The organism is Chromobacterium fluminis (assembly GCF_011602385.1).
GTDB classification, from domain to species: Bacteria; Pseudomonadota; Gammaproteobacteria; order Burkholderiales; family Chromobacteriaceae; genus Chromobacterium; species Chromobacterium fluminis.
On record NZ_JAAOMA010000016.1, the window covers coordinates 95390 to 119418 of the forward strand.

Here is a 24029-nt window from a genome sequence, read left to right on the forward strand (position 1 = left end):
TTGACGATCTGCTGCGCTGCGGCGGGATTTTAGACAAGGGCGTTAAAAACAAGCTCAAAATGCTCATGTACCCCTCGTACATTCCGCTTTTTCGCTCGTTGTCGCCTTGTCTCGCTCTTGCTCGCGAGATCGTGAACACGCTCCAAAAGCCGGCTCACGCTTTACTAGGGTTGAAACGATAGCCCAACGCACAAGCTCCAAGCCGCCGGCCAGCTTCATTCTCCGACCGGCGGCGCTTGGCCTGCCAACCGATCCAGCATCGCGCGCAACGCGTCCATGAGCTCATTCAAACCCTCCGCATCGCCCTGCAACAGCATGCCCTCTAGCTCTCGCGCCAACTCTGCCAGCTCCTGCTGCTCCATGGTCATGGCCGCGCCGTAGATCCGGTGCAAATGCTGGCTGGCCGTGGACCAATGAGCGTGCTGAACCGCCCTCACCGCCTGGCGGTAATCGCGCTCATTGTGTTCGATGAACATCTCCCATAGCCCGCTGTCCTGGAGCGGCGATCCCGCGGAGTCGGAAACTGGAACCGTTTCCGGCAGCCACATGAACAGCATGTGCTGCAGATCCCTGAGCCGCAAAGGCTTGACCAGCACCCCGTTCATGCCACTGTCCATGCACTTTTCCCGGTGCGGATCGCCGCTGGCCGCGGAGATCGCCACAATGGGCAACAGAGCGCGACCCTCTGCCTGCTCCCACGCCCGTATCCGTCGCGCCGCCTCGTAACCGCTGAAGTCCGGCAGGCTGCAGTCCATCAGGATCAACCGGATATCCTGGCTTTGCTGCAGAATCAACAGGCTGTCCGCGCCGGTGCCGGCCACGATGGCCCGGCAGCCCAACTGGCGCAGCTGCTCGCAAATCATCAGTTGATTGGCGGGATGGTCCTCCACCACCAATACTCGCTGCCCTTGCCCCACCGCCTGAGGCGGCCCGGATGATTCCGTCTCCGTCTCCTCCTTGGCCAGCGCCGGCCCCAGACGCACCGGCAGCTTGATGGTAAGCGTGGTGCCGGTCTCGCCGTCGCTGTCCAGCGTGATGCGCCCCTTCATCAAGCCCACCAGGCGTTTGCAGATGGTCAACCCCAGCCCGGAGCCGCCAAACTTGCGGGTGGCGACGGAATCCGCCTGCACGAAGGCCTCGAAAATAGTCTTCTGCGCCGCCAGCGGCACGCCTATGCCGGTATCGATCACCTGACACACCAGCACGCCGCGCTTGCCGCCCGAGCGGCCGCTCTGCAAGCTCGCCCGCAGCGTGACCGAACCTTTGTCGGTGAACTTGATCGCGTTGGAAATCAGATTGTGCAATACCCGCTGCAGGTGCGAAGGATCCAGCCGGAGCGCCTGCTCAGGCAGCTCGCAGACATAACGCAGCTCCAGCCCCTTCATCCGCGCCGCCAGCGTGTACAGCTTCACCAGCCCTTCCAAGATAGAGCCGACATTAACGAAGGACGGCTCCAGGCTTTCCTGACCAGCGTCCAAGCGCGAAGCGTTGAGAATATTGTTGAGCAGTTGCAGCAGGCTGTTGGCCGCCAGATTGGACTGCAACACCAGTTCGCGCTGCTTTTCGCCCATGGGCATGGCCTGCAGCATTTCGCCGGCGGCGATGATGGCGTTCATCGGCGTTCTGATTTCATGGCTGACCACCGCCAGGAACTCGCTCTTGGCCGCTTCGCCCATTCGCGCCTTGCGCAGCAGTTGCGTGGTGGAGCGCATCGCCAACAGCAAGACGAAGAACAGCAGCACCAGCACAGTGCCCTCTCCGGCATAGTTTCTGAACACGTTGTAGACCGACGGCCGGGCCGCCACCTGTTCTTCCCAAGCCAGGCGGGCGGCGTCGACGTCGTCGGCCGACATCTGCTCCAGGCTGCGCCGCAGGATCGCATAGAGCAGGGGCTGGCTTTTGCTGACCCCCATTCGGTAGATCGCGTAATACCCGGGAAGCGCGCCGGAGCTGGTCAAATCGGGAAAACGATAATTCAACAGAAAGCGGGCGTAGCTTTCCGGCACCAGGCCAACATCCGCGCGCCGGTCCCGGATCGCCCTCAAGGCCTGAGTCGGCGTTTCCACCACAAGCAGGTCCAGATTGGCCTGGTCTCCCAGCAGCCAGGAACGGGAGTTGTCGTTGAAGATGAAAGCGAGCTTGCGCCCGTGCAGCTTGTCGTGGTCGAACACCACCGGGTGGTCGCGACGCGTGATCGCCATCAAGGGCTGCGAGGAATACGGTTGGGTGAAGTAGTAGTCCTTGTTCAGGTTCAATTCGCCTATCGCGTCCTGATTGATGCTGGCCAGCATCATCGCCCGTCCGCCGCGACTGGCCTCGATCAGGCTCTGCGCCGAATGCACTTGCACGATGTTGAATTGCAAGCCGCTTTTCTTGCCCACGTACTGCAGAAAGAAAGCCTCAACACCCTTGTACTGGATATTGCTGTTCTTGCGATTGGGCGCCAGCTTGGACCTGAGTACGTACACATCCACTACCGGATGCCGGCCTACCCACTCCGCCTCTTCCCGGCTCAACTGGATTTTGCTGCCCTGATCCGCGCAAGCGGACAAGAGCGCGCACAGGACGATCAGGCAGCCCAAATGTCGAAGTCGCACCGCTACTCCAATTTGGAGTTCAATAAAAACAGTTCCCTGTCCGTATTGATGCCCAGTTTCTGAAAAGCCGCCTTTTTCTGGGTGCTGACCGTCTTGATGCTGCGCGAGAACTTCTCCGCAATCTGACTGGTGCTCATGCCGTCCAGGCAACAGCGCACCACCTCGCGTTCCCGCGGCGACAGGCGCGAATACGGATCCAACACCTTGCCCTCCTCCAGCTTGATGTCGCCCGACAGCAAAAGATTCATCTCGCTCATCATCTTGACCGTCAGATACACCCGTCCGGCATAAACGCTGTGAATCGCCCCCGCCAGCGCGTCCACCGGCTGCGACTTGCTGAAAAAGCCGCGGGCGCCCGCGCGCAGCATCAGGTTGACCGTTCCCACCAAGTCGACCGACGACAGCACCAGGACCTTGCACTCCGGATAACGGACATTGATGGACTGAATCAGGTTCAGTCCGTCCACTTCATTGCTGCCCAAGGAAAAATCCATCAACAGGACATCCGGCAGCTGCTTGCGGAAAACCGCCAGCAGCTGGGAGCTCTGCGCGAAACTTCCAACGATCTCGAACTCCTGATATTGCTTGAGGTTGGCTTCCAGCCCCACCCTGACCACGTCATGGTCATCCAGAATCATCAGCGATATTCTTTTTCTCATGCCGTTCTCATTTAAAATTGACCCATCCGCTTATCGCCGCTTCCTGCGGGAATGCCTCCGCCTCCTTCCCCACCCGGCTTCCCCGCCGCCTAGCCTAACTGTCCGGGCTTCGCGCATCCCACTCCACCGGTGCCCGCCGCGCCAGTTCGATATAGCGAGACGGCGCCATCGGACGGTACAGACCAAAGCCCTGACCGGTCTCGCAGCCCATTTCCCGCAAAGCTTTGACGTGACGCGCGCTCTCCACTCCTTCGGCGATTACCTGCAGATTCAGCTCTTTGCCCAGCAGGATGGAAGAGCGGACGATTTCGTAATGTCGCGAGCTCTCCAGCATCGAAGCGACGAACAGTTGATCAAGCTTCAGGGACGAGAAAGGCATGGCGGACAACATCTTCAACGAAGAGATGCCGATGCCGTAGTCGTCGCAGGCAATGTCGAAGCCATTGGCGCGCAACTGGTTCAAGGCCACCATCAAATCGAGCCCGATTTCCGGCTCGATGTTTTCCGTCAGTTCGATCACCAGCAACGATCGGGCCAGCTTGGTCTTGTCCCAACGCATGGTGATCTCCCGCACAAGATTCGGCGACGCCAGGGTGGCCGCCGACGCGTTGATGGAAATCGGCAAGCGCACGCCCTGCTCGTTCAACGCTTGCTGAGTGGCGATCACGCCGCTTAGCACATGGAAGAACAGCAGCAAATCCAGGCCCAACTTGCTCACCACAGGCAGAAACACCGACGGGCGGATATTGCCCCGCGTCGGATGCATGCAACGCGCCAGCGCCTCCGCGCCAACCACCGCCCCATCGCGCAGGCGCACCTGCGGCTGCAAATCGATCGAGATATTGCCTTTGGAGCACAGGGCTTCAATCACCTCCTGCTCGCTAAAAGGCCGGGTTCCCAAACGCCCCGGCACGCCGTTGACCCGGGCGGCTTCGGCCATCGCCTCCCTAGCCAACTCGACCTGACGCAGAAACAGCGCGCATTCGCCGTCATCCATGCTGGGATGCGTCACCCAGACATAGTTGAAACCGGCTTCGCGCGCCAGCCTGACATGCGACTCCTGCAAGAGCTTGCCCGCCGCGCTCTGCCACAACAGCATCGGCGTGTCCGCCAACTCGCCGCGACGCACGCCGGCATACACTTTGGCGATCAGTTCGGCGCCGCCGCCGTCCGGCATCTGAATATCGCATACCAGCAAATCCACCGGCTCGCGCAGCAATTGCTGCTCCGCCTCGCGAATATGGCCGCAATGACGAATATTGCGGATACCGGCCCGAAACAGCATGCGCTGAAAACGGTCATTGTCCCGCGAAGATCCGGACACCAGCATAACATTAAGATTTTCCATGGATTTCCTACCGTTTGGAATACTGACAGCTTAATATCCGCCACGCTCGCCTTGACGCGCCGTCATTTTAAGAATCCCAAAAAGCATATGATTTACAAGTTTAATTACGGCTCTGACTTAGCCAATTAACTCATGACAATGTGGCAGTCACATTGCCGGCAGCACCCATCCCAAGTCAATGAATCTCAAAGAATCATCCAAGGTTGCAAACCCCTGCCGGCAAAGCCCCGCGCCATAATGTCTTTGACATGGCAATGCAAGGTCCGTCTTTACCAAACAAGCCGTGCCGGCCGTGACTCACCGCACACATCATGCCTGCGTATTCATAGCCGTCGCTCCCGCGGCGGCTGCTCGCGTGTGAAACAAAACGGAATAACGCCGCTTTATTTAGGCTTTAAAACTCGATGATAAAAAAATATTTCATAATCAAATATAGGATTTATCTTAAAACACAACCCAGTACGCATAATTCTTTTTTTAAATATATTATTAATATATGAATTAATAAACATTTAAAGATATAAATAACAACACCAACATTATTTCCGACAAACAATAATCAATAGCGCATACGACCCAGGCCGCCAGACATGGCGATGCCGAGAATAGCGACAAGAAGGGAGAGCAAGACAAACAAAACCCCGCAGACCACTTGAACCAAGGCGCGCCGCCGTAGACGGTACAGATTGAACGACAAGAAGGGGCAGGGGGTTTTCCGCGGCTCTAAGCAGGGCAAGGCGACAAGGGCCACACGCTTGACGAGGAAACACGACAAAAGATTTCGCGCCGGTCACGCGACCGGCGCGGCAAGACACAAACTCGGCTAGCGATCAGCCGCGTTTGTTGAGACGCAGGGTCAGGGTCAGTTCGCCTTCGCCGTCATTTTGCGACTGGATATTCTTCAAGGTAACGCCGCTGGGCAGCAACACGCTGATGCCATGGCCGACGCCGTACTTGGACAAGGTTTTTTCCAACTGCCGCGCCATGCCCTTGGCCGGCAGTTTCGCCTCCTCGTCCAGCGCGAAACCATAGGACTCCGCGGCGGAACCCATGGCCTGATCCACCTGCTCGCGCGGAACGAACTTCTCGGCGGCGCTGGCCAGTTGCCTGGCCGACACGTCTTCCTCGCTGCTCACCAGGGTGAGAAACTCATCCTTGAAGCGCGCCTGTTGCAGCGGGTCTTCTATCTCCTCCGACAACTGCTCCACCACGCTGGCCATCATCTTGCTGCTGGACACCTTGTCCGGCACCCGCATGGCTTTCAGGAAATCGTCCAGCCAGAACTTGGCCTCGCGGCTGAGCCGGTCCACCGCGTACACCGTGGGGCCATGCTCCAAAATCAACGCGCCCTTGTCGATCAAGCGCGGATTGATGCCGGACGCGTGGCTGATGTCGAACACGTCGCCGGATTCCACCACCGTGAGGAAATCATCGCGGATCTCGGATTTGAACACCCCCAGCGCGCGCAGCTCGCGGTCGCCGTCGCTGAGGCCGGAAAACAAGATCACCAGCAGGTCGCCGGCATTGATGTTGGGATGCTGCGAACGCGCGTACAGATGCTTGGCGATACGCTGGGACACTGCCAGGAAATCCAGCTCTCCGCGGAAAAACTGGCGAGTGAAATGGTAGATCTCGTTCAGATTAAGATCGGACTCATGGAAAAACTGGTGTTGGCGCTTGTCCGACACAATGTTCTTCAAATAGCCGCCCAGCAACAAGGAGGACACTTCCTCATCCACGGAGCTGGTCCGCTCGGACAAGCGCGCGCCCTCGCCGCGCGCGGCGTTGCCCACCCGGTGCACCACCAACCGCTCCACCCTGCATTCGCCAATCGCCAACATTTCCGCGCTCCCGCCTAAAATCGAATGCGCGATTATTGCCACTGCGCCCTGGCTTGGCAACCGCGAAAGCGGCCTGCTATTCCGGCAAGGCCAACGGATCGTCGGTCAGGGAGTTCGCCAGGAAGTCCATCAGCAGCCGAACCTTGGGCGATAGTTGGCGGTTATGCGGCGTCAAGGCCCAGATGCCCTCTTCCGGCTCGCGGTAATCGGCCAGCACCTCGATCAGCTCTCCGCTGCTCAAAAAGCGGGCGACGTAGTAATCCGGCAATTGCGCCAGCCCCAGGCCCAAGCGCGCCGCGTGCGCCAAGGCGTGACCGCTGTTGCAACGCAAGCTGCCCTTGATCCTCACCTGCCGCCTGCGGCCGCCGTCCAGCAGATGCCAATGCTCTCCCCCCAAAGACAGACAGTTGTGGCGCTCCAGGTCCGCCGGCTCCAAGGGTGTGCCGCAGCGCTCCAGATAGGCCGGCGCGGCGCAGACATGATGACGGCGCGAGGCCAACCGCCGCGCCATCAGCGTGGAATCGCTCAGATGCCCGATGCGGATCGCCAGATCGTAACCGTCCTGCACCAGATCCAGCACTTGGTTGGACAGGTTCAAACTCGCCTCCAGCTGCGGGTGGCACTGTAGAAACCGAGTCAACAGCGGCGCGATATGGCTTTCGCCGTAAGCCAGCGGCGCGGTGAGTTTGAGCTTGCCCTGCGGCTGCGCCTGATGACGCGAAATCGCCTGCTCCGCCTCCGCCAGCGAATCCAACAACTGCCGACAGTGGCGCAGATACAACGCGCCGATCTCGGTCAGCGCCTGATGGCGGGTGGTTCGATACAGCAATTTGGCGCCCAGCCGCCGCTCCAGATGCGTGACCTGACGGCTAACCTGGGCGACGGAAATCCCCAGCGCCTGCGCCGCCTTGGTGAAACTGCCCTGTTCCGCCACGCTGACGAATTCGCAAATGCCTTCCCAACCCAACATTATTCCACCTCGGAAAAAATCATTTACCAATTGCCACGATTATCTATTCAAACACGAGAAATACAATGAAAGTTTTGCCGCCGTCGGCCAAAAACCGCCGGCGACGACGATCCAACACCAAAGGAGGGCTCATGAGCCAGGACATCATCAAGTGCAAGGCCGCCGTGGCCTGGGCCGCCGGCCAGCCGCTGAGCATAGAAGAAGTGGAAGTGCAGCCGCCCCGCGCCGGCGAGGTGCGGGTGAAAATGGTGGCCACCGGCGTGTGCCACACCGACGCCTTCACCCTGTCCGGCGAAGACCCGGAAGGCGTGTTTCCCTGCATCCTGGGCCATGAAGGCGGCGGCATCGTAGAATCCGTCGGCCCCGGTGTCAGCAGCGTGGCGGTGGGCGACCACGTGATCCCGCTGTACACCCCGGAATGCCGCGAGTGCAAATTCTGTCTGTCCGGCAAAACCAATCTGTGCCAGAAGATCCGCGCCACCCAGGGCAAGGGCCTGATGCCCGACGGCAGCACCCGTTTCTCCAAGGACGGCAAGCCCATCTACCACTATATGGGCACCTCCACCTTCGCCGAATACACCGTGCTGCCGGAAATCTCGCTGGCCAAGGTGAATCCGGCCGCGCCGCTGGAAGAAGTGTGCCTGCTGGGCTGCGGCGTCACCACCGGCATGGGCGCGGTGATCAACACCGCCAAGGTCAAGGCCGGCGACAGCGTGGCCATCTTCGGCCTGGGCGGCATCGGCCTGTCCGCCATCATCGGCGCGCGCATGGCCGGCGCCGGCCGCATCATCGGCATCGACATCAATGAGAGCAAGTTCGAACTGGCGAAGAAGCTGGGCACCAGCGATTGCGTCAACCCCAATGATTTCGACAAGCCCATCCAAGACGTGATCGTGGAAATGACGGACGGCGGCGTCGATTTCTCCTTCGAATGCATAGGCAACGTCAAAGTGATGCGCGCGGCGCTGGAATGCTGCCACAAGGGCTGGGGCGAATCGGTGATCATCGGCGTGGCCGGGGCCGGGCAAGAAATCTCCACTCGCCCGTTCCAGCTGGTCACCGGCCGGGTATGGCGCGGCTCCGCCTTTGGCGGCGTGCGCGGCCGCAGCGAGTTGCCGGACTATGTGGAACGTTATCTGAAGGGCGAATTCCGCCTGGACGACTTCATCACCCACACCATGCCGCTGGAACGCGTCAACGAAGCCTTCGACCTGATGCACGAGGGCAAGAGCATCCGTTCCGTGATCCATTACTGAGCCGGAGACGCGCGTGAACCTGGAAAACATCAGCGTCAACAAATCGTTTGGCGGCTGGCACCGACAGTATCTGCATGATTCGGAGACGCTGGGCTGTCGGATGCGCTTCGCCGTCTACCTGCCGCCGCAAGCGGGGGCCAGCCGGCGCGTGCCGGTGCTGTACTGGCTGTCCGGCCTGACCTGCACCGACGAGAACTTCATGCAAAAGGCCGGCGCGCAACGCGTCGCCGCGGAACTGGGAATGGCCATCGTCGCGCCGGACACCAGCCCGCGCGGCGCGGAAGCGGCGGACGACGAGGCTTTCGACCTGGGCCAGGGCGCCGGCTTCTACCTGAACGCCACCCAGGCGCCGTGGGACCGTCATTACCGGATGTACGATTACGTCAGCCGGGAACTGCCGGCGCTGATCGAAGCCAACTTCCCCGTCACCGAGCAACGCGCGGTGGCCGGCCACTCGATGGGCGGCCACGGCGCGCTGATCTGCGCGCTGAAACGACCGCAGGACTATGTCTCGGCATCGGCGTTCAGCCCCATCTGCCACCCGGTCAACGCGCCCTGGGGCCAAAAGGCCTTCGCCGCCTACTTGGGCGAAGACCGCGCCGCCTGGGAGGACTGGGACGCCAGCCTGTTGCTCAAACACGCGCAGCGACAACTGCCGCTGCGCGTGGACATTGGCCTCGCCGACAGCTTTCTGGATGTGCAATTGCAGCCGGAGGCGCTGGAACGGGCGGCGCGGGACTGCGGCTACCCGCTGGAGCTGCACCGCCACGCCGAGTACGACCACAGCTATTACTTCGTCGCCAGCCTGATTGAGGAACAGCTGCGTTTCCACGCGCGCCACCTTGGCCTGTGAGACGGCGGAACGCAAAAAAGCCAGGCATCGCCTGGCTTTTTTGTTGAATCTGGTGGAGGGAGAAGGATTCGAACCTTCGAAGGCAGAGCCGTCAGATTTACAGTCTGATCCCTTTGACCGCTCGGGAACCCCTCCAGAGAGAGGCGGATAATATAGCCTCGCGCCGCCCACGTCAATCACTGCCTAGCGAAAACCCTTAGAGCCTGTTCACGATCTTTCCGAGAGATGGCTCCAAGACATGGAATCCGCTGCGCGGATGATGATTTTGATTGCCGGGGCTGCCCGGCGAGCAGGGAGGAGATATTTGCTTGGCCAAATATCCCCTCCACCCCTAAAGGCCACCCTGCAAGCCAGGCCTACGACTTCCCGCCGGTTCCCGTCAGGTCCGAGGCGCGGCTGAACTCGCAGCGCGCTACCGTCGCGCTGCTCGAACAGGCAGCCGCTTAAGACCTCGGACCTGCCACCCGACGGCAGGCTTGAAGGGACCCGGGGCGCGTCGGATACGCTGCCTCCTGTGCAGAAAACCGTGTTTCAAAGCACAGACAAAAGATCGTAAGCAGGTTCTTATAACCTGTTTACGATCTGCTGCGCGTCGGCGGGATGGATAGATAAAAGGCGTTGAAACCGGCTTCGACATGCTCATGCACCGTATGACCACTCCGCTTCTTTAGCCGCAACGCCTTGTCTCTCCCTTGCTGGCGCGATCGTAAACAGGCTCTTAGCCTGCTCCCCCGCGCCAGCCGCGGATTTGGCAAATCTGCGCGCGCGGACGCTCAAGCGCGCCAAGAAAGCCCGCTGTGCCATTGGCATGATCTCGCCATCAGGGACACGCCCTGACATACGGAGACAAGCCATGCAGATCATTCCTCTCGCCGCGCTGAGCCTAAGCTTGGCCGCCGCCTTGCTGGCGCAGCCGGCGCTGGCCGCGCCCAAGCTGCAAAAAGCCCCCCACCAGGCGCAGGCCCGGCCGAAACAAGCGCCGCCGCCGCGACAATGGCAACAGCGTCCGCCAAGCGACGCGCAATCCCGCTACCGCTTGCCTGACGACCGCACCGTGATCGGCAAGCCCAAAAGCAAGCTGATCCGCCGCGCCGCCGTTGTGCAATGCCCGGACGTGAAAGCCATGGCCGGCTACAGCGGCGCGGCCCTGGCCAACTACCTGGTCGGCCTGCCCGACTACACCTGCACCTACGGCCTGTTCTCCCTGGACAGCAAACTGGCCGCCACGCTCTACAGCGCGGCCAACCTCAACGCCGTCGCCGGACGCTTCGCCCAAGAGGCCGCGGCGTACAATGCCGGCTCCATGGCCCTGGTCAACCTCACCCTTTACCTGCGCGCCGGCTATTACCTGGCCAGCGGTGGCGCCCTGCCGGCGCTGGACCCCAATCTGCTCTCCGTGCTGCGCCCCGGCATCAAACAACTGGCCGACGGCAACGCACTGTTCTCCGCCAACGCCCAGGCCTCCACGACCGCCGGCGAGGTGATGAAGCTGATCACCAATATGGCGGACGAGGCTTACTACCTGCCCAGCATGCGCGCCATCGTGCAACGCTACACCAATAGCGCCGGCCAGCCCAATGCCGCCCAGGCCCTACGCGAAACCACCGCCAGCCAGGGCTTCACCGGCGCGCTGACCGTGTTCTTCTACGCCCACGGCCGCGCCAACGCCGCGCCGCTGTTGCAGAATGACGGCAGCTACTCGGCGGCGCTGACCCGCTTCGCCCTGGCCAACAAGAGCGCCCTGCTCGGCACTGAAAGCGCCTTCCAGCTGGGCGACGCCACCCGAGAAGGGCTGCGCTTCATGCAATACCCGGCGCTGAAGCCCGCGATCAAACCCCAGGTCCAGGCCATTCTCTCCGGCAGCAGCATGACCGGCAACGACAACGAGCTGTGGCTGGCCGCCGCCGAAGCGGTGAAGTATTACGACGCCGCCAGCTGCGCCGATTACGGCACCTGCGACTTCGAAACCCGGCTCGCCGACGCCATCCTGGTCAATCGCTACACCTGCAGCGCCAGCATCCGCATCCGCTCCCAGGAAATGACCCTGGACCAGCTGCAGTCCTCCTGCGCGCTGCTGCAAAAAGAGGAGTCCTACTTCCACCAGATGCTGCAAACCCGCAAGCAGCCGGTGGCCAACGACAACAACACCTCGCTGGAAGTGGTGGTGTTCGACGATTACAACAACTACGCCAAATACGCCTCCATCATCTACGGCATCAGCACCGACAACGGCGGCATGTATCTTGAAGGCGACCCGGCCGCGGCCGGCAACCAAGCGCGCTTCATCGCTCACGAAGCCTCTTGGCTGCGCCCCACCTTCAAAGTCTGGAACCTGGAACACGAATACATCCACTATCTGGACGGCCGCTTCGACATGTACGGCGATTTCGGCGCCAGCACCCGCCTGCCCACGGTATGGTGGATAGAAGGGCTGGCCGAATACCTGTCGCTGGGCAACGTCAACCAGCCGGCCATAGACGCCGCCCGCAGCGGCAACTACACGCTGAGCCAGATCTTCGGCAACACCTACGACATGACGGACTACGTCACCCGCGCCTACCGCTGGGGCTATATGGCCACCCGCTTCATGATGGAACGCCACCGCGGCGACGTGGACGGCTTCCTCGCCCGCTTCCGCAGCGGCGATTACAACGGCTATTTCAATCAGATCCAGCAGATAGGCGGCCGCTACGACGCCGAATTCTCCAGCTGGGCGCAAAGCGCCACCACCGCAGGCCAACCGCCGCTGCCGTCGGACACCGGCCTGCCGCCGTGCAAGGAAACCTCTCCCAGCTACCTAGGCAAGAACTGCTCCATCGGCGGTCTCTCCGCCTCCGCTTCCGGCGCGGCCTACGCCACCATCCTGCTGCCGGCCGGCGCGCGCAACCTCAAGCTGTGGACCAGCGGCGGCAGCGGCGACGTCGATCTCTACGTGGCGCTGGGCCGCTACCCAACGCCCGGCAATTACGACTACGCGTCCGCCGCGGCCGGCAATGAGGAAAGCGTGGCCATCGCCGCGCCGCAAGCCGGCCGCTGGTACTACCTGACGCTACAGGCGCGCCAACCCTTCGCCAACGTCACGGTCAGCGCCAGCTACGATTAAGACCCGGTTCAAACCCTCGCGCCAAGCACCTCAACCCAAGCCGCCGCGGCCCGTCCGCGGCGGACTTGCAAAATGGGTTGAATTAATGCACTTTGTTTTCAAACAATGATTAATGAATGACATGAAGATTAAATGGCCCGATCCGCCGTCGGCGGTCGGCTGTTTCTTTGGAGCTCAACACACCGTAAACCGCTTATAAGGCCGCCCGCCATGTCCATGCCGCCGCAACGCCCCTACATCGTCAGCGACCTGAACGCCATGCAGGCGATGGCCGTCTTGTTCGATCAGTTGCCCGACGTAGTGTTCGCGGTCAAAGACCTGGACAGCCGCTATCTGGCCTTGAGCGAGGGCTGCGTAGGCCGTTGCGCCTTGCGCAACAAATGGCAGGCGGAAGGCAAGACCGCGCACGAGCTGTTTCCCAACGCCATGGCCAACCGCTACCGCAGCCAGGATCTGCAAGTTTTCTCGGAGCGCCGTCCGGTGCGCAACCGGCTGGACCTCACCGTCTACCACGACCGCGCGCCCGGCTGGTGCCTGACCAACAAACAATCGCTGCACGACCCTGACGGACACTTGATCGGATTGGTCTGCATTTCCAAGGATCTGACCGAACTAACCCGAGAGAAGCTGCTGGACGAACGCTTCGCCGCCTGCGTCGACCACATCCAGACCCATTACGACCGACCCTTGCACCTGGAGGAGTTGTGCGATCTGTCCGGCCTCAGCATCGGCCAGATGGACCGGCGCATGAAGCGGGTGTTCCAGGCCAGCGTAGGCGAATTCATCCGCCGCACCCGAATGGAAGCCGCCTGCCACGCCATCCAGCACAGCGGCCGGCCGCTGGCCGACATCGCCGCCAGTTGCGGCTTTTCCGATCAAAGCGCGCTAACCCGGCTGTGTCGGCAGATGTTCGGCCTCAGCCCGCGTCAGTTGCGGCTGCGGACGCCGCTCGGCTTTCCTCATCCTGCAGCGCTCGGTACAGCTCGGGCCTCCGGTCGGCATGCACATGATTGCGCCGACTGATGAACTTGTCCCGGCTCGCCGCCAGGTCCAGATCCGCTAGCAGCAATTGATCCTCGTCCCGCCCCGTCTCGGCCAGCGCCAGCGGATAGCCGTCGGCGTCGACGATCAGAGAAGCGCCGCTCCAGTCCACGCCGCGCTCGCGACCATGGCGGTCGCACACCGCGATCGGCAAGCGGTTGAAGGCCGCGTTGGCCTGGGCCTTGAAACGCTCGGCCTGGCGCTCGTCGGGCGGATGCGGCAACACCGGCCAATTCACCGGCGCGCACAATAGATCGGCGCCGGCCAAGGCCGGCAAACGCACCCACTCCGGCACCTCCAGGTCATAGCAGATCATCAAGGCCAGCCGGCCAAACCGCGTCTCCAGCACAGGCGGCGGCTGCTCGCCCAGATCGAAGACCAGCTTCTCCGCATCCCACAAATGGGCCTTGCGGTACCCGGCCCGCTCGCCGTCCGGCCCCAGCAAGACCGCGCTGTTGTATAACCCGCCGTCGGCGCCGGCCTCGCAAAAGCCCGCCGCCACCGCCATGCCCAGCCGCCGCGCCAGCGCTGCCCAGAACGACACGCTGCGGCCGTCGGCCGCCTCGGCCAGGCCCAGCGCCTCCTCGCGGCAGGCGAACACATAACCGGTATTGGCCAGCTCCGGCAACACCGCCACCCGCGCGCCCAGTTCCGCCGCCCGCTCCAGCGCCCGTTCCGCGCGCGCCAGATTGCCTTCGACATCGCCAAACACCGGCGCCACCTGACAACACGCCACCTTGATCTGCCTCACCTTATCGCTCCCATGCCGCTGCGACCGCCCCATTGCGGCTCAACACCCAATACGTGCCGCCCGACGCCAATAAACCCACCGCCAGCGACAGATCCACGCCCCCCAACGCCGCCGCGGCCGGCCCGACATAAGCCCCCACCGCCGCGAAGGGCGACATCGCCAGCAAGCCGCCCAGATAGGACAGCAGGCCGGGACGCGACCATTGTCCGTAAACACCGTCCGCGAGCAAGATGTCGCGGATCACATAGCGCCCGCGGCGCACCCCGTAGAAATCCATCAGGTTGACCGCGCTCCAGGGCACCAGCAAGTAGAGCATCAGCGCGACAAAAATATGAAAACTGGCCAGGTAATCCGCCGGCAGCCCCAGCGCCGCCAGCCACACCGCCACGGCGAACAACGCGACCCCGCCCACGCGGAAGGCCAGCCCCCGCGGCGCCGGCCGCACCGCGTCCAGCACGCTGAGCCCGGTCAGCGTGGCGCCGTAGAAATTCACCGCCATGATGCCCACCAAGGCCGGCGCCGCGGCCAGCACGGCCAGCGAGCCGAAGCCCGGGGCCAGCCCATCGCCCAGCCGTTTCAGGCTCTGGATGGCGTCCGGCGACGCCTGCTCTCCCGCCAGCGCCGCGCCCAACGACATCAACCACAAGGCGGAGCCGGCGGCCCCCAGCCAGGTCCAGCCGATCAGCCGCGCCGCCGGCGTCTCCTCCGGCAGATAGCGCGAATAATCCGACACGTAGACCGAGTAACTGAGTTGATAAGCCGCCGCCGCCGTCCCCTGCGCCAGCCAGGCCGGCCAGGCGAAAGCCCCCATCGCCACGCCGCCGCTGGCGGCCAGCCTTACGCACAGGGCAAGACTCAGCGCGCCGAATATCAGGATCAGCAAACCGGTCAGCCAGCGTTGCACCACATGCAGCAGATCGTGACCGACGATGGAGACGATGCCCGCCGCGGCGATCAACAACGCATAGCTGACGGAGCGCGGCGCGGCGGCCACCACGGCGATGGCGTCGGCGGCCAGGATCACATCGAACACATTGAAGCCGATATAGATGAAGACCACCGCCATAAACGGCAAAACGGCGCCGCGACGGCCAAACTGGGCGCGCGACTGTATCATCTGCGGCAAACCCAGCCGCGGCCCCTGATTAGCGTGGCAGGCCATCAGCAAAGTGCCCAGGCTCACGCCCAGCGCCACCGCCAGAATGGACCAGCCCACCCCCAAGCCCAGCAAGGGCCCGGTGAAGCCAACCATCATGGTGGTCAACACGAAATTCCCGGCAAACCAGAACGGCGCCTGATGCCAGACTTTGCCGCGCCGCTCCGCCGCCGGCACATAATCAATGGAACGCGTCTCCACCCAAGCCGGCACGCGCCGCTTCCGCTTGTCGCCTATAGTCATGAGCCCCTCCTGTCTGCCCGGTACCCGCCGGGGGGAGGAGCCAGTCTAGGCGGCCGCGCGGCGGCAACCCATACCTAATGCGCAATGTTCATATTGACGCGGATGAATGCGAAGCCCCGCCCCGCCAGGCCGGCACCGTAGCCAGGCTCAGCCAGGCCCCGCGCAAAATGCGCTCGCAAGCCGCGAACGGCGCCTTGCCGCCGTCCATCATCCCGTACATGCCTTCAAACAAGCGCACCAGGAACTCGGCGGCGATGCCCACCTCGATGTCCTGCGGCAGCTCTCCCAGGGCGATGGCGCGTCTCAGCTGGCGGCGCACATAATGCATGGTGGCGCGGTCCATCAGCTCGCGGCGGCGCAGGATGCCGCGGTTTTCCTCGTTGCGCTCGCACTTGTGATACAGAAACTCCGTCACCCGCTGCGCCGGACCAGGCTCGTGGAACTGGCGCAGATAATACATGCCCACCGCCACCAGGGTTTCGCCCGCCGACGCCTGCTCCGCCGGGAAGCGCAACGCGTCCAGTTCGAAGACGCGGTCCACCATGGCCCGGCACACCTCCATCTTATTGTCGTAGTGGCCATAGACCGCGCCGCGCGACACGCCGGCAGCATCGGCGATCTGCGCCATCGTGGCGTTGGCCACGCCTTGCAGCAGAAACACCCGCTCCGCGCCGTCCAGGATCGCCTCCCGGGTTTTTTGCGATTCTTCCTTGGTTTTCCTGGCCATATCCGCCTCTGAACTTTTCCCCAGATGCTACCTCAAAGAATTAATTAATCAACCGTGATTGATTAATTGAATGGACAACACTCAGCGCCGCCAAGGCAAGGCGCGCCGACCTGCCGTCCCTCGATCTTTTGAAACTTTTCTTAGAGTCTATTTACGACCTCGCGAGCAAGAGCGAGACAAGGCGTAAACGGCTGAGAAAGCGGAATGTACACGTGGTACATGAGCATTTCGAAGCGGTTTTCAACGCCGTATCGCCGCAGCGCAGCAGATCGTAAACAGACTCTTTAGGTACTACCATGTCACACACAACAAGCAACCACCGCGACCTGGACACGTTGCCGGTGTCCAAACTGTTCTGGCAATACACCATTCCCTCCCTCGCCGGCATGCTGGCCACCGGCCTTTACGTGGTCATCGACGGCATCTTCGTCGGCCACTTCGTCGGCAGCCACGGCTTGGCGGCCATCGCGCTGGCCTATCCGCTGGTGATGATGCAAGTGGGCCTGGGCGCCATGCTGAGCATGGGCGCGGCCACCCGCATCGCCATCTTGCAAGGCGGCGGCGACTACGAACGCGCGCGCGCCACCCTGATGGCGGCGCTGGCGCTGCTGGCCCTGATCAGCCTGGCCATCCCGCTGCTGGGACTCACGTATCTGGACACCCTGCTGCAATGGCTGCAAGCCGACAAGCAGCCTATCGTGATGGCGGAAGCCCGCAACTATCTGCAATGGATGCTGGGCGGCGCGGTGTTCACCATGGGCCAGATGGTGGCCACCTATCTGCTGCGCAACGACGGCCGCCCGCGGCTGGCCACGCTGTTGATGGTGATAGGCTCGCTGCTCAACGTGGTCTTCAACTACCTGTTCGTTGGCGTGTTCAAGCTGGGCCTGGCCGGCTCGGCCCAGGCCACCTTGCTGTCCGAATCGGTGGTGATGCTTGCCGGCCTCGGCTATTTCTTCACCCGCCACGCGCGGCTGCGCCTGCGGCTGGCGAACTTGCGGCTGGATTGGCGCTGCTGCGGCCCCGTCCTGGCGCTGGGCCTGTCCAGCCTGTTGATGGAGTTCAACCTGGCCTTGCTGATGTTCGCCCACAACTTCCAGCTGCTGCGCTGGGGCACGGACCTGAGCGTGGCCGCTTACGCCACCGCCGGCTACAGCGAAGCCCTGTTCACCCTGGTAGTACATGGGCTGGCGGTGGGCCTGCAACCGCTGCTCAGCCATTCCACCGGCGCCGGCCGGCCGGAACGCACCCGCGAGGCGCTGCGCTACGGCCTGCGCGTCACCATGCTGCTGGGCTTCACCGCGCTGGCGGCGGTGCAGTTGTTCCCCACCATGATCGTGCGCATGTACAACAGCGAAGACCTGGCGCTGATCGCCGCCGGCAGCCACGCGCTGCGCCTGCATTTGCTGGCCATGCCCTTGGACGGCCTGGTGATCATCGGCATTCTCGCGCTGCAGGCGATGGCGATGACGCGGGCTGCGCTGCTGCTGACCATAGGCAAGACCCTGCTGCTGCCCGCCTTGTGGCTGTTGCCGTTGTGGCTGGCGCTGGACGGCGTCTGGCTGGCGATGCCGCTGGTCAACCTGCTGCTGGGCTCGGCGGCCGCGCTGGCCTTGTGGGGCGCCTTCCGCCGCCTGAAACGTCAAGAGAACCTGGCAAGCGCAGCCTGATCGCCACCGTTCTCAACCAATGGCCGGATTTCCGGCCATTTTTTTTAGGCATTGGCGAACCGGTTCCAATTGCCATTGTCTATATCCTTCGCGCGACGCATCGCGCCTCCTTGCTCTCGCATCCCGCGCCGGCTCCCGGCCGCCCCCGCGTCTCGTCTTGTTTCGAGGTCGCAGGATCGCGGGCCGATTCGTATAGTGATAACACCCGTCTGTCGGCGCCTCCGCCGCGGCTTGACTCCAACCCATCAATAACAAGGACAACAATGTCTCTGACCACCATTCCCCGCTGGACCGTCGCCGCCCCGCTTGTCGCCTGGGGCGCAATCCTGGCCTCGAACTCATTTGCCTCCTCCGCGCTGTTCATCACCTTGCTGGCGGTGCTGCTGGCCGGCACCGTCTTCGCCGCCGTCCACCACGCCGAAGTGGTGGCGCACAAGGTGGGCGAGCCTTACGGCACGCTGATCCTGGCGCTGGCGGTGACGGTGATCGAAGTGGCCTTGATTGTCTCCTTCATGCTGGCCGGCGGAGAAAGCAAGCTGGCGCTGGCGCGCGACACCATCTTTTCCGCCATCATGATCACCTGCAACGGCATCGTCGGCATCTGCCTGCTGCTGGGCGGCCTGCGCCATCGCGAACAGAACTTCCAGCTCAGCGGCGCCAAAGTGGCGCTGACCGTGCTGGCCGCCATTTCCGTGCTGGCGCTGGTCTTGCCCAACTACGGCACCAGCGAGCCGGGCCCGCTGCTGTCCTCCTCGCAACTGGCCTTCACCGGCGTGGTGTCCCTGGTGCTGTATGGCGCCTTCGTCTTTGTGCAAACCATACGCCACCGCGACTACTTCCTGCTGGAAGGCAGCCACAGCGAGGACGAACACGCGCCGCCGCCGTCCGTCAAAGTGACGCTCATCAGCCTGGCCCTGCTGCTGGTTTGCCTCGTGGGCGTGGTCAGCCTGGCCAAGCTGCTGTCGCCGTCGATCGAAGGCTTCGTGGAAGCGGCCGGCGCGCCTGCCGCCGTGGTGGGCATCATCATCGCCGCGCTGGTGCTGCTGCCGGAAGGCCTGGCCGCCGCCAACGCCGCGCGCGCGGACCGGGTGCAGACCAGCCTCAACCTGGCGCTGGGTTCGGCGCTGGCCTCCATCGGCCTGACCATCCCCACCGTGGCGCTGATCTTCGTGGTGATGGGCGAACCGCTGATTCTGGGCCTGGAAAACAAGGAAACCATCTTCCTGGTGCTCACCTTGCTGGTCAGCTCGATGTCGCTGGCCGTGGGCCGCACCACCATATTGCAGGGCATCGTCCACCTGGTGATCTTCGCGTCCTTCGTGTTCTTCGCCATCAGTCCCTGAACGTCCACACCGCGCAAAAAAAACCGCCAACCGTTGCCGGCTGGCGGTTTTTTCATTGGCGGACCAGGTTCTCAGAACCGGTTCAGGAGCTCACGAGCAAGAGCGAGACAAGGCGAAAACCGCTGAGAACCCGGAATGGTCGAGTGGTACATGAGCATTCCGAAGCGGGCACTCATCGCACAATGTCTCTACCGACACGCAACAGATCGTAAACAGGCTCTCAGGCCCGCATCGCTTCCAGCACCTTGGCGCTGTCCACAATCTGCACGAACTTGACGATCTTGCCGTCGCGAAGCGTGTAAATATGGGCGAAAGAGGCGACAAAGCCTTTGCCGGTGGCGCGGTAGACGCCATGGTAGAAACCTTGGGCGATCACGTGTTCGCCGGCGTCGTAGAAGCTGTCCACCGCCGCGCGGTAGCCTTCCCACTCGCGGCCCAGCCGCTCGTGCACGTTCTTGACGATGGACTCCGCGCCCACATAGGTGCCGGCGTAGGGAAAGCCGGCGGCTTCCGTCCACTCCGCGTCCGGCGCCAGCGCGGCCAAGAGATTGCGGCCGTTGGCCTCGGAATCGCCTTCGTAAGTGGCGCGGACGATGTCCACATTGCTCAGGTGGCCCTGGCCCGGGGTTTGATTAGCGTTCATGTTGTTCCATCCAAAAATCGGTTTGCTCATGCCCTTCCTTCATTGCGGCAACACACAGCTGTCCGGGCCGCAGGCCAAGGCCTCCGTCGCAGCCGGGGCCGCGCTGGACGCGGCCTGACTCAGGCGGGCGCGCCAGGCATCCGGCCGGCCCAGGTAGGCGCCCAGGTCCAGCACCGTCAAGCCGCCGTTTTCCTCCAACGCCAACGTGGGAAAACCCTGGCCGCCCGCTTGGGCCAACAACCGGCGGCTTTCCTGGAAGTGGGTGTCGGTAACCGCGCCTTCCAAACGATGGTAAGCCGCGGCGAAAGCGTCCGCGTCCAGGCCGATGTCGGCGGCCAGTTCGGCCAGCACCGGAAACTCCGCGATGCGGCGGCCTTCCACGAAGTGGGCGCGCTGGATGCGGTGCAACAGTTCCAAGCCGCTGCCGGCCGTTTCCTCCGCCGCCAGAACAGCGGTGGTGGGCGGCGCGGAATCCATCACCGCGCCGTGATCCTTGAGCAGGCCGTCGAAATAAGCTTCGCCGAAAGGCTGGCCGGAGACTTCCGCGATGCGGCGGTCGTGCGGCAATACGAATTGGCGCCACTCCGGGCTGACCTGGCGGCGATTGGCGCCCACCATCATGCCGCCGCCGTGCAGCGCCACCGTCAAGCCCGGCACGCCGCGCGCGGCTTCCAGCAAGGGCGCGGCGCCGTAGCACCAGCCGCAGAGCGGATCGAAAATAGTGTGCAAAATAATGCCGGACATGGCGGTTTCCTTTCTTGCGCCACCCGCAACGCGGGCGGCCATACATTCAAATCATCAGGCGTAGAAAATATAAAGGGCGGCAAACAAATCCTGAGGCAAGGCGCGCCGACGCCGACACGGCAAGTCGGCGCCGCGCAGCATCAGGACTTTCGCTGGCTGCCCTCAGAGCCTTATTGCGGCCACTTCATCTCGCCCTTAAGCACCTTGGCGCTCAGCTCCAGATCCGCCACGCCTTCCAGCTTCGGATAGCGCTGCTTCATCGCCGTCACCAGTTCGGCCGAGTTCTTGGCCTTAGGCAGTTCCGCTTCCAGCGTTTTCAGGTAGTCGCTGGTGAACTTCACCGAAGCCAGGGTGTGCGGCGCATTGTTCAGGAAATGGCCCGGCACCACGACCTTGGGCTTCAACGCCTGCAGGTTCTTCAGCGACTTCTGCCAGTCCGCGCGGTCTTTCGGGGTTTGGGTGTCCGCGGTCCAGACATGCATATTGCCGTAGGTCAGCACGCCGCCCATCGCGGTCTTGATCGACGGCGCCCAGATATAGGTGCGGTCCGGAGTCGGGCCTTTCAGACCCATCACTTGCAACTTCTGGCCGTCCACTTTCAGGGTGTCGCCCTGGATGGGTTCCGGCACGATCACGGTCTTGGGCGCGTTGTCCTTCAGGATCGGGCCCCAGTAAGCCATCTTGCCGTCCTTGGAAGCCTTGATCGCCTCAATAGTGGAGGCGGTGGCCAGCACCTTGGCGTCCGGGAAGGCGGCCTTGATCACGTCCAGGCCAAAGTAGAAGTCCGGGTCCGGATGGGAAATGAACACCGTGGTCAGTTTCTTCCCGCTGGCCTTGACCTTGGCTACCAGGGCCTCGGCGTCGTTGCGCTGGAACTGAGCGTCGATCAGCACAGCCTCGCTCTTGCCGGTGATCAGCTCCGAGGACACCGGGAACAGGCTCTTGGCGCCGGGGTTGTAGACATCGACTTTCAAAGCGTCGGCTTGGGCGAAAGCGGCGGACATCAACAGGGCGCCTGCTACAAAGCTGCCGGAAATGCGGTGTTGGATCATGATGGTTTCCATTTGGTGAATTTGAGATCGGTCGGCTTGGTAGCAAGCCTGATGTGAATCATAGATTGCTATTTTCGAATCAAAAACCGGATAATAAGCAATGGTTAGTTGCATGAATCGAGCGAATCATGGATAGGATCACCGCGGCGCAAGTGTTTGTGACCATTACCGAACGCGGCAGCCTGGTAGCCGCGGCGGAGACTCTGGACATGTCGCGGGCGATGATCACCCGTTATCTGGCGGAGATGGAGGAATGGGCCGGCACCCGGCTGCTGCACCGCACCACGCGGCGGCTAAGCCTGACCCCGGCCGGCGAGGAGACGCTGGCGCGTTGCCGGCAGATGTTGGAAATCGCCGGTCAGATGCCGGCGGCCAACCATGCGGACCCAGGCCAGCCGCAGGGGCTGCTGCGCATCAGTTGCGCGCAGTCGCTGGCGCAGGACGCGCTGGCGGGGGCGGTGACCGAGTTTCTGCGCCGCTTTCCGCAAACCGCCATTGATCTGCAGATCAGCAACCGCGCGGTCAATCTGGTGGAAGAAAGAATTGATCTGGCCATCCGCATCACCAATGCCTTGGACCCCAGCCTGATTGCCCGTCCGCTGGCCAGTTGCGCGTCGGTGATCTGCGCCTCTCCCGCCTATCTGGCCGCCCACGGCGCGCCCAAGCGGCTGGAGGATTTGTCGCTGCACAACTGTCTGACCTACTCCTATTTCGGAAAGAGTTTGTGGCGTTTTCAGCGTCACGGCGAGCAGTTGGCGGTGCCGGTCAGCGGCAATTTGAGCGCCAATGAGTCCATGGTGTTGTTGTCCGCCACCGCGGCCGGCGCCGGCATTGCCTTGCAGCCGCTGTACTCCGCCGCGCCGCTGATCGCCAGCGGTCAGTTGGTGGCTTTGTTGCCGGAGTATCAGCCGCAGGAGTTGGGCATTTACGGTATTTACACCTCGCGCCGGCAAATGCCGGCCACCTTGCGGGCGATGCTGGATTTTCTGGTGGAGCGTTTCGCCAGCGATCCGGCCTGGCAGGCGCGCACGGCCGGCGGCTGAGCTTGCTCGCGGGACAACGGGGCAGCCGTTAAACTGGCCTTGGCATTTCCTTGGCATGCAGACGGGAGAATGCCTCCATTCAACCGTTCAGCGCGGCGGGCAGATCCTGGCGAAGCGACAGACCCGGGATTGCTCGCCCGAAGGTGCGCCAGTACTGGCTTGCAGGGCAATTGGATAAAGCTTGTCCTTTTTCTCACGAATGAGAGTGGCAATGCCAGTGGCGTTGATCGTCCCGTTTGCTATGTAGCACACTGATGCGTATGATTTTATTACTTGTTAAGTGCCTTGTAACACATAGGAGAACGCCATGAGCGAAGCGACTTTTACTTTCCGTGTCGATGAGTCTCTGAAGCAGGAGTTTGCCAAGGTGGCCAAATTGCAGGATCGCACGGGCGCCCAGCTACTCCGTGACTTTATGCGCGAAGTGGTGCGAAAGAATGAGGAGGCCGCTGAGTATGATCAGTGGTTCCGTAGCCAGGTCCAACAAGGGCTGGACCAAGCGAATGCGGGTGAACTGCTTCCTGGCGATCAGGTAGAGGCGCATTTTGCTGCCAAGAGGGCGGAGTTACGCCGGAGAATGGCCGAACGATGAAGCTGGCTTGGACGCCTGATGCGGTGGCGGATCGCGAAGCCATTTTTGAATACATTGCAGCAGATAACCCAATAGCGGCCCTTGATCTTGATGAGCTTTTTGAGCAACAGGCCTCCCGGCTGCTTCTACATCCTGAGTTGGGCCGGGCAGGGCGTGTTGCCGGCACTAGAGAGTGGGTTCTTCATCGCAACTATGTCTGCGTTTACGATTTAGTAACTGATCAACTCCGGGTGCTTCGGGTTTTACATGTTGCCCGACAACGGCCTTAATCTGTAGAAGTTCAGACCTGATCTGACAGTCTCCCGTTTTGACGGCACCCGACTGTCAGATCAATTCAAGTTGTCTACCTTCTCCCTCCATTCCCGTTTGCCATCAATAAAGGTTTGTACGGGCGTGC

Annotated in this window: 20 protein-coding genes and 1 tRNA gene; 9 read left to right on the plus strand and 12 right to left on the minus strand. The window is 62.4% G+C overall.

The genetic code is table 11. The annotated features are described in order from the left end of the window. Positions 1-215: 215 nt before the first annotated feature. The 5 genes from HA052_RS13040 to HA052_RS13060 form a co-directional block, all read right to left on the minus strand. Positions 216-2597 carry an ATP-binding protein gene (locus tag HA052_RS13040; protein WP_166452245.1) on the minus strand — a complete coding sequence of 794 codons (2382 nt, stop codon included), beginning with the start codon at positions 2595-2597 and terminating at the stop codon, positions 216-218. Between the two features lie 2 nt (positions 2598-2599). Continuing rightward, positions 2600-3256 (minus strand): response regulator transcription factor, encoded by a 657-nt coding sequence (locus tag HA052_RS13045; protein ID WP_081549221.1) that lies wholly within the window; start codon positions 3254-3256, stop codon positions 2600-2602. A 94-nt stretch (positions 3257-3350) separates the two neighbouring features. Further along, complete coding sequence (locus tag HA052_RS13050; RefSeq protein ID WP_166452246.1) at positions 3351-4604, minus strand: EAL domain-containing response regulator; 1254 nt, start codon at positions 4602-4604, stop codon at positions 3351-3353. Between the two features lie 830 nt (positions 4605-5434). After that, on the minus strand, positions 5435-6445 hold the full coding sequence (locus HA052_RS13055; RefSeq protein ID WP_240937356.1) for a nucleoid-associated protein: 1011 nt from the start codon (positions 6443-6445) through the stop codon (positions 5435-5437). A gap of 76 nt (positions 6446-6521) precedes the next feature. Continuing rightward, complete coding sequence (locus HA052_RS13060; RefSeq protein ID WP_166452247.1) at positions 6522-7415, minus strand: LysR substrate-binding domain-containing protein; 894 nt, start codon at positions 7413-7415, stop codon at positions 6522-6524. A gap of 131 nt (positions 7416-7546) precedes the next feature. Between HA052_RS13060 and HA052_RS13065 the strand changes: the two genes are divergently transcribed. Together HA052_RS13065 and fghA are read left to right on the plus strand one after the other, a co-directional pair. Continuing rightward, complete coding sequence (locus tag HA052_RS13065; protein ID WP_166452248.1) at positions 7547-8671, plus strand: S-(hydroxymethyl)glutathione dehydrogenase/class III alcohol dehydrogenase; 1125 nt, start codon at positions 7547-7549, stop codon at positions 8669-8671. Positions 8672-8690: 19 nt separating this feature from the next. After that, the gene (gene fghA, locus HA052_RS13070; protein WP_206118897.1) at positions 8691-9524 is read left to right on the plus strand and encodes an S-formylglutathione hydrolase; all 834 of its coding nucleotides are present in this window, start codon (positions 8691-8693) and stop codon (positions 9522-9524) included. 50 nt (positions 9525-9574) lie between these two features. Here fghA and HA052_RS13075 read toward each other — a convergent pair. After that, a tRNA-Tyr gene (locus HA052_RS13075) sits at positions 9575-9659 on the minus strand. Between the two features lie 718 nt (positions 9660-10377). Here HA052_RS13075 and HA052_RS13080 point away from each other — a divergent pair. After that, positions 10378-12627, plus strand: coding sequence for a M9 family metallopeptidase (locus tag HA052_RS13080; protein ID WP_166452250.1), 2250 nt, complete (start codon positions 10378-10380; stop codon positions 12625-12627). Positions 12628-12837: 210 nt separating this feature from the next. Then, positions 12838-13650 carry an AraC family transcriptional regulator gene (locus tag HA052_RS13085; RefSeq protein WP_240937357.1) on the plus strand — a complete coding sequence of 271 codons (813 nt, stop codon included), beginning with the start codon at positions 12838-12840 and terminating at the stop codon, positions 13648-13650. On the opposite strand, the gene HA052_RS13090 is transcribed toward HA052_RS13085, so the two are convergent. The 3 genes from HA052_RS13090 to HA052_RS13100 form a co-directional block, all read right to left on the minus strand. Further along, positions 13544-14419, minus strand: coding sequence for a nitrilase-related carbon-nitrogen hydrolase (locus HA052_RS13090; protein WP_206118893.1), 876 nt, complete (start codon positions 14417-14419; stop codon positions 13544-13546). The genes HA052_RS13085 and HA052_RS13090 overlap by 107 nt on opposite strands. Before the next feature lies 1 nt (position 14420). Beyond that, a complete protein-coding gene (locus tag HA052_RS13095) occupies positions 14421-15818 on the minus strand; it encodes a purine-cytosine permease family protein (RefSeq protein ID WP_166452252.1) in 1398 nt (465 codons plus the stop codon). 88 nt (positions 15819-15906) lie between these two features. Continuing rightward, the gene (locus HA052_RS13100) at positions 15907-16545 is read right to left on the minus strand and encodes a TetR family transcriptional regulator (RefSeq protein WP_166452253.1); all 639 of its coding nucleotides are present in this window, start codon (positions 16543-16545) and stop codon (positions 15907-15909) included. A gap of 296 nt (positions 16546-16841) precedes the next feature. On the opposite strand from HA052_RS13100, the gene HA052_RS13105 reads away from it, so the two are divergent. Both HA052_RS13105 and HA052_RS13110 read left to right on the plus strand, forming a co-directional pair. Next, the gene (locus tag HA052_RS13105; protein WP_166452254.1) at positions 16842-18215 is read left to right on the plus strand and encodes an MATE family efflux transporter; all 1374 of its coding nucleotides are present in this window, start codon (positions 16842-16844) and stop codon (positions 18213-18215) included. Between the two features lie 263 nt (positions 18216-18478). Next, positions 18479-19558 carry a calcium:cation antiporter gene (locus tag HA052_RS13110; protein WP_166452255.1) on the plus strand — a complete coding sequence of 360 codons (1080 nt, stop codon included), beginning with the start codon at positions 18479-18481 and terminating at the stop codon, positions 19556-19558. Between the two features lie 220 nt (positions 19559-19778). Here the strand turns inward: HA052_RS13110 and HA052_RS13115 are convergent, their stop codons facing one another. The 3 genes from HA052_RS13115 to HA052_RS13125 all read right to left on the minus strand — a co-directional run bounded on the left by HA052_RS13115 (position 19779) and on the right by HA052_RS13125 (position 21997). Next, complete coding sequence (locus HA052_RS13115) at positions 19779-20201, minus strand: nuclear transport factor 2 family protein (RefSeq protein ID WP_052370434.1); 423 nt, start codon at positions 20199-20201, stop codon at positions 19779-19781. 39 nt (positions 20202-20240) lie between these two features. Continuing rightward, complete coding sequence (locus tag HA052_RS13120; protein ID WP_166452256.1) at positions 20241-20945, minus strand: DsbA family protein; 705 nt, start codon at positions 20943-20945, stop codon at positions 20241-20243. A gap of 170 nt (positions 20946-21115) precedes the next feature. Beyond that, complete coding sequence (locus tag HA052_RS13125; protein ID WP_166452257.1) at positions 21116-21997, minus strand: MBL fold metallo-hydrolase; 882 nt, start codon at positions 21995-21997, stop codon at positions 21116-21118. A 128-nt stretch (positions 21998-22125) separates the two neighbouring features. Between HA052_RS13125 and HA052_RS13130 the strand changes: the two genes are divergently transcribed. From HA052_RS13130 to HA052_RS13140, 3 genes are all read left to right on the plus strand, one after another. Further along, a complete protein-coding gene (locus tag HA052_RS13130; protein WP_166452258.1) occupies positions 22126-23040 on the plus strand; it encodes a LysR family transcriptional regulator in 915 nt (304 codons plus the stop codon). A 307-nt stretch (positions 23041-23347) separates the two neighbouring features. Next, positions 23348-23632 (plus strand): CopG family ribbon-helix-helix protein, encoded by a 285-nt coding sequence (locus HA052_RS13135; protein WP_166452259.1) that lies wholly within the window; start codon positions 23348-23350, stop codon positions 23630-23632. Next, a complete protein-coding gene (locus HA052_RS13140; protein ID WP_081548819.1) occupies positions 23629-23901 on the plus strand; it encodes a type II toxin-antitoxin system RelE/ParE family toxin in 273 nt (90 codons plus the stop codon). The genes HA052_RS13135 and HA052_RS13140 overlap by 4 nt, the downstream gene beginning before the upstream one ends. Positions 23902-24029: the final 128 nt, after the last annotated feature.

Coding starts and splice junctions, on each gene's coding strand:
- HA052_RS13080 (WP_166452250.1), top strand. CDS start 10,378: ATGCAGATCATTCCTCTCGCCGCGCTGAGCCTAAGCTTGGCCGCCGCC.
- HA052_RS13100 (WP_166452253.1), bottom strand. CDS start 16,545: ATGGCCAGGAAAACCAAGGAAGAATCGCAAAAAACCCGGGAGGCGATC.
- HA052_RS13115 (WP_052370434.1), bottom strand. CDS start 20,201: ATGAACGCTAATCAAACCCCGGGCCAGGGCCACCTGAGCAATGTGGAC.
- HA052_RS13140 (WP_081548819.1), top strand. CDS start 23,629: ATGAAGCTGGCTTGGACGCCTGATGCGGTGGCGGATCGCGAAGCCATT.
- HA052_RS13045 (WP_081549221.1), bottom strand. CDS start 3,256: ATGAGAAAAAGAATATCGCTGATGATTCTGGATGACCATGACGTGGTC.
- HA052_RS13125 (WP_166452257.1), bottom strand. CDS start 21,997: ATGATCCAACACCGCATTTCCGGCAGCTTTGTAGCAGGCGCCCTGTTG.
- HA052_RS13130 (WP_166452258.1), top strand. CDS start 22,126: ATGGATAGGATCACCGCGGCGCAAGTGTTTGTGACCATTACCGAACGC.
- HA052_RS13095 (WP_166452252.1), bottom strand. CDS start 15,818: ATGACTATAGGCGACAAGCGGAAGCGGCGCGTGCCGGCTTGGGTGGAG.
- HA052_RS13065 (WP_166452248.1), top strand. CDS start 7,547: ATGAGCCAGGACATCATCAAGTGCAAGGCCGCCGTGGCCTGGGCCGCC.
- HA052_RS13060 (WP_166452247.1), bottom strand. CDS start 7,415: ATGTTGGGTTGGGAAGGCATTTGCGAATTCGTCAGCGTGGCGGAACAG.
- HA052_RS13110 (WP_166452255.1), top strand. CDS start 18,479: ATGTCTCTGACCACCATTCCCCGCTGGACCGTCGCCGCCCCGCTTGTC.
- HA052_RS13055 (WP_240937356.1), bottom strand. CDS start 6,445: ATGTTGGCGATTGGCGAATGCAGGGTGGAGCGGTTGGTGGTGCACCGG.
- HA052_RS13135 (WP_166452259.1), top strand. CDS start 23,348: ATGAGCGAAGCGACTTTTACTTTCCGTGTCGATGAGTCTCTGAAGCAG.
- HA052_RS13120 (WP_166452256.1), bottom strand. CDS start 20,945: ATGTCCGGCATTATTTTGCACACTATTTTCGATCCGCTCTGCGGCTGG.
- HA052_RS13050 (WP_166452246.1), bottom strand. CDS start 4,604: ATGGAAAATCTTAATGTTATGCTGGTGTCCGGATCTTCGCGGGACAAT.
- HA052_RS13085 (WP_240937357.1), top strand. CDS start 12,838: ATGTCCATGCCGCCGCAACGCCCCTACATCGTCAGCGACCTGAACGCC.
- HA052_RS13105 (WP_166452254.1), top strand. CDS start 16,842: ATGTCACACACAACAAGCAACCACCGCGACCTGGACACGTTGCCGGTG.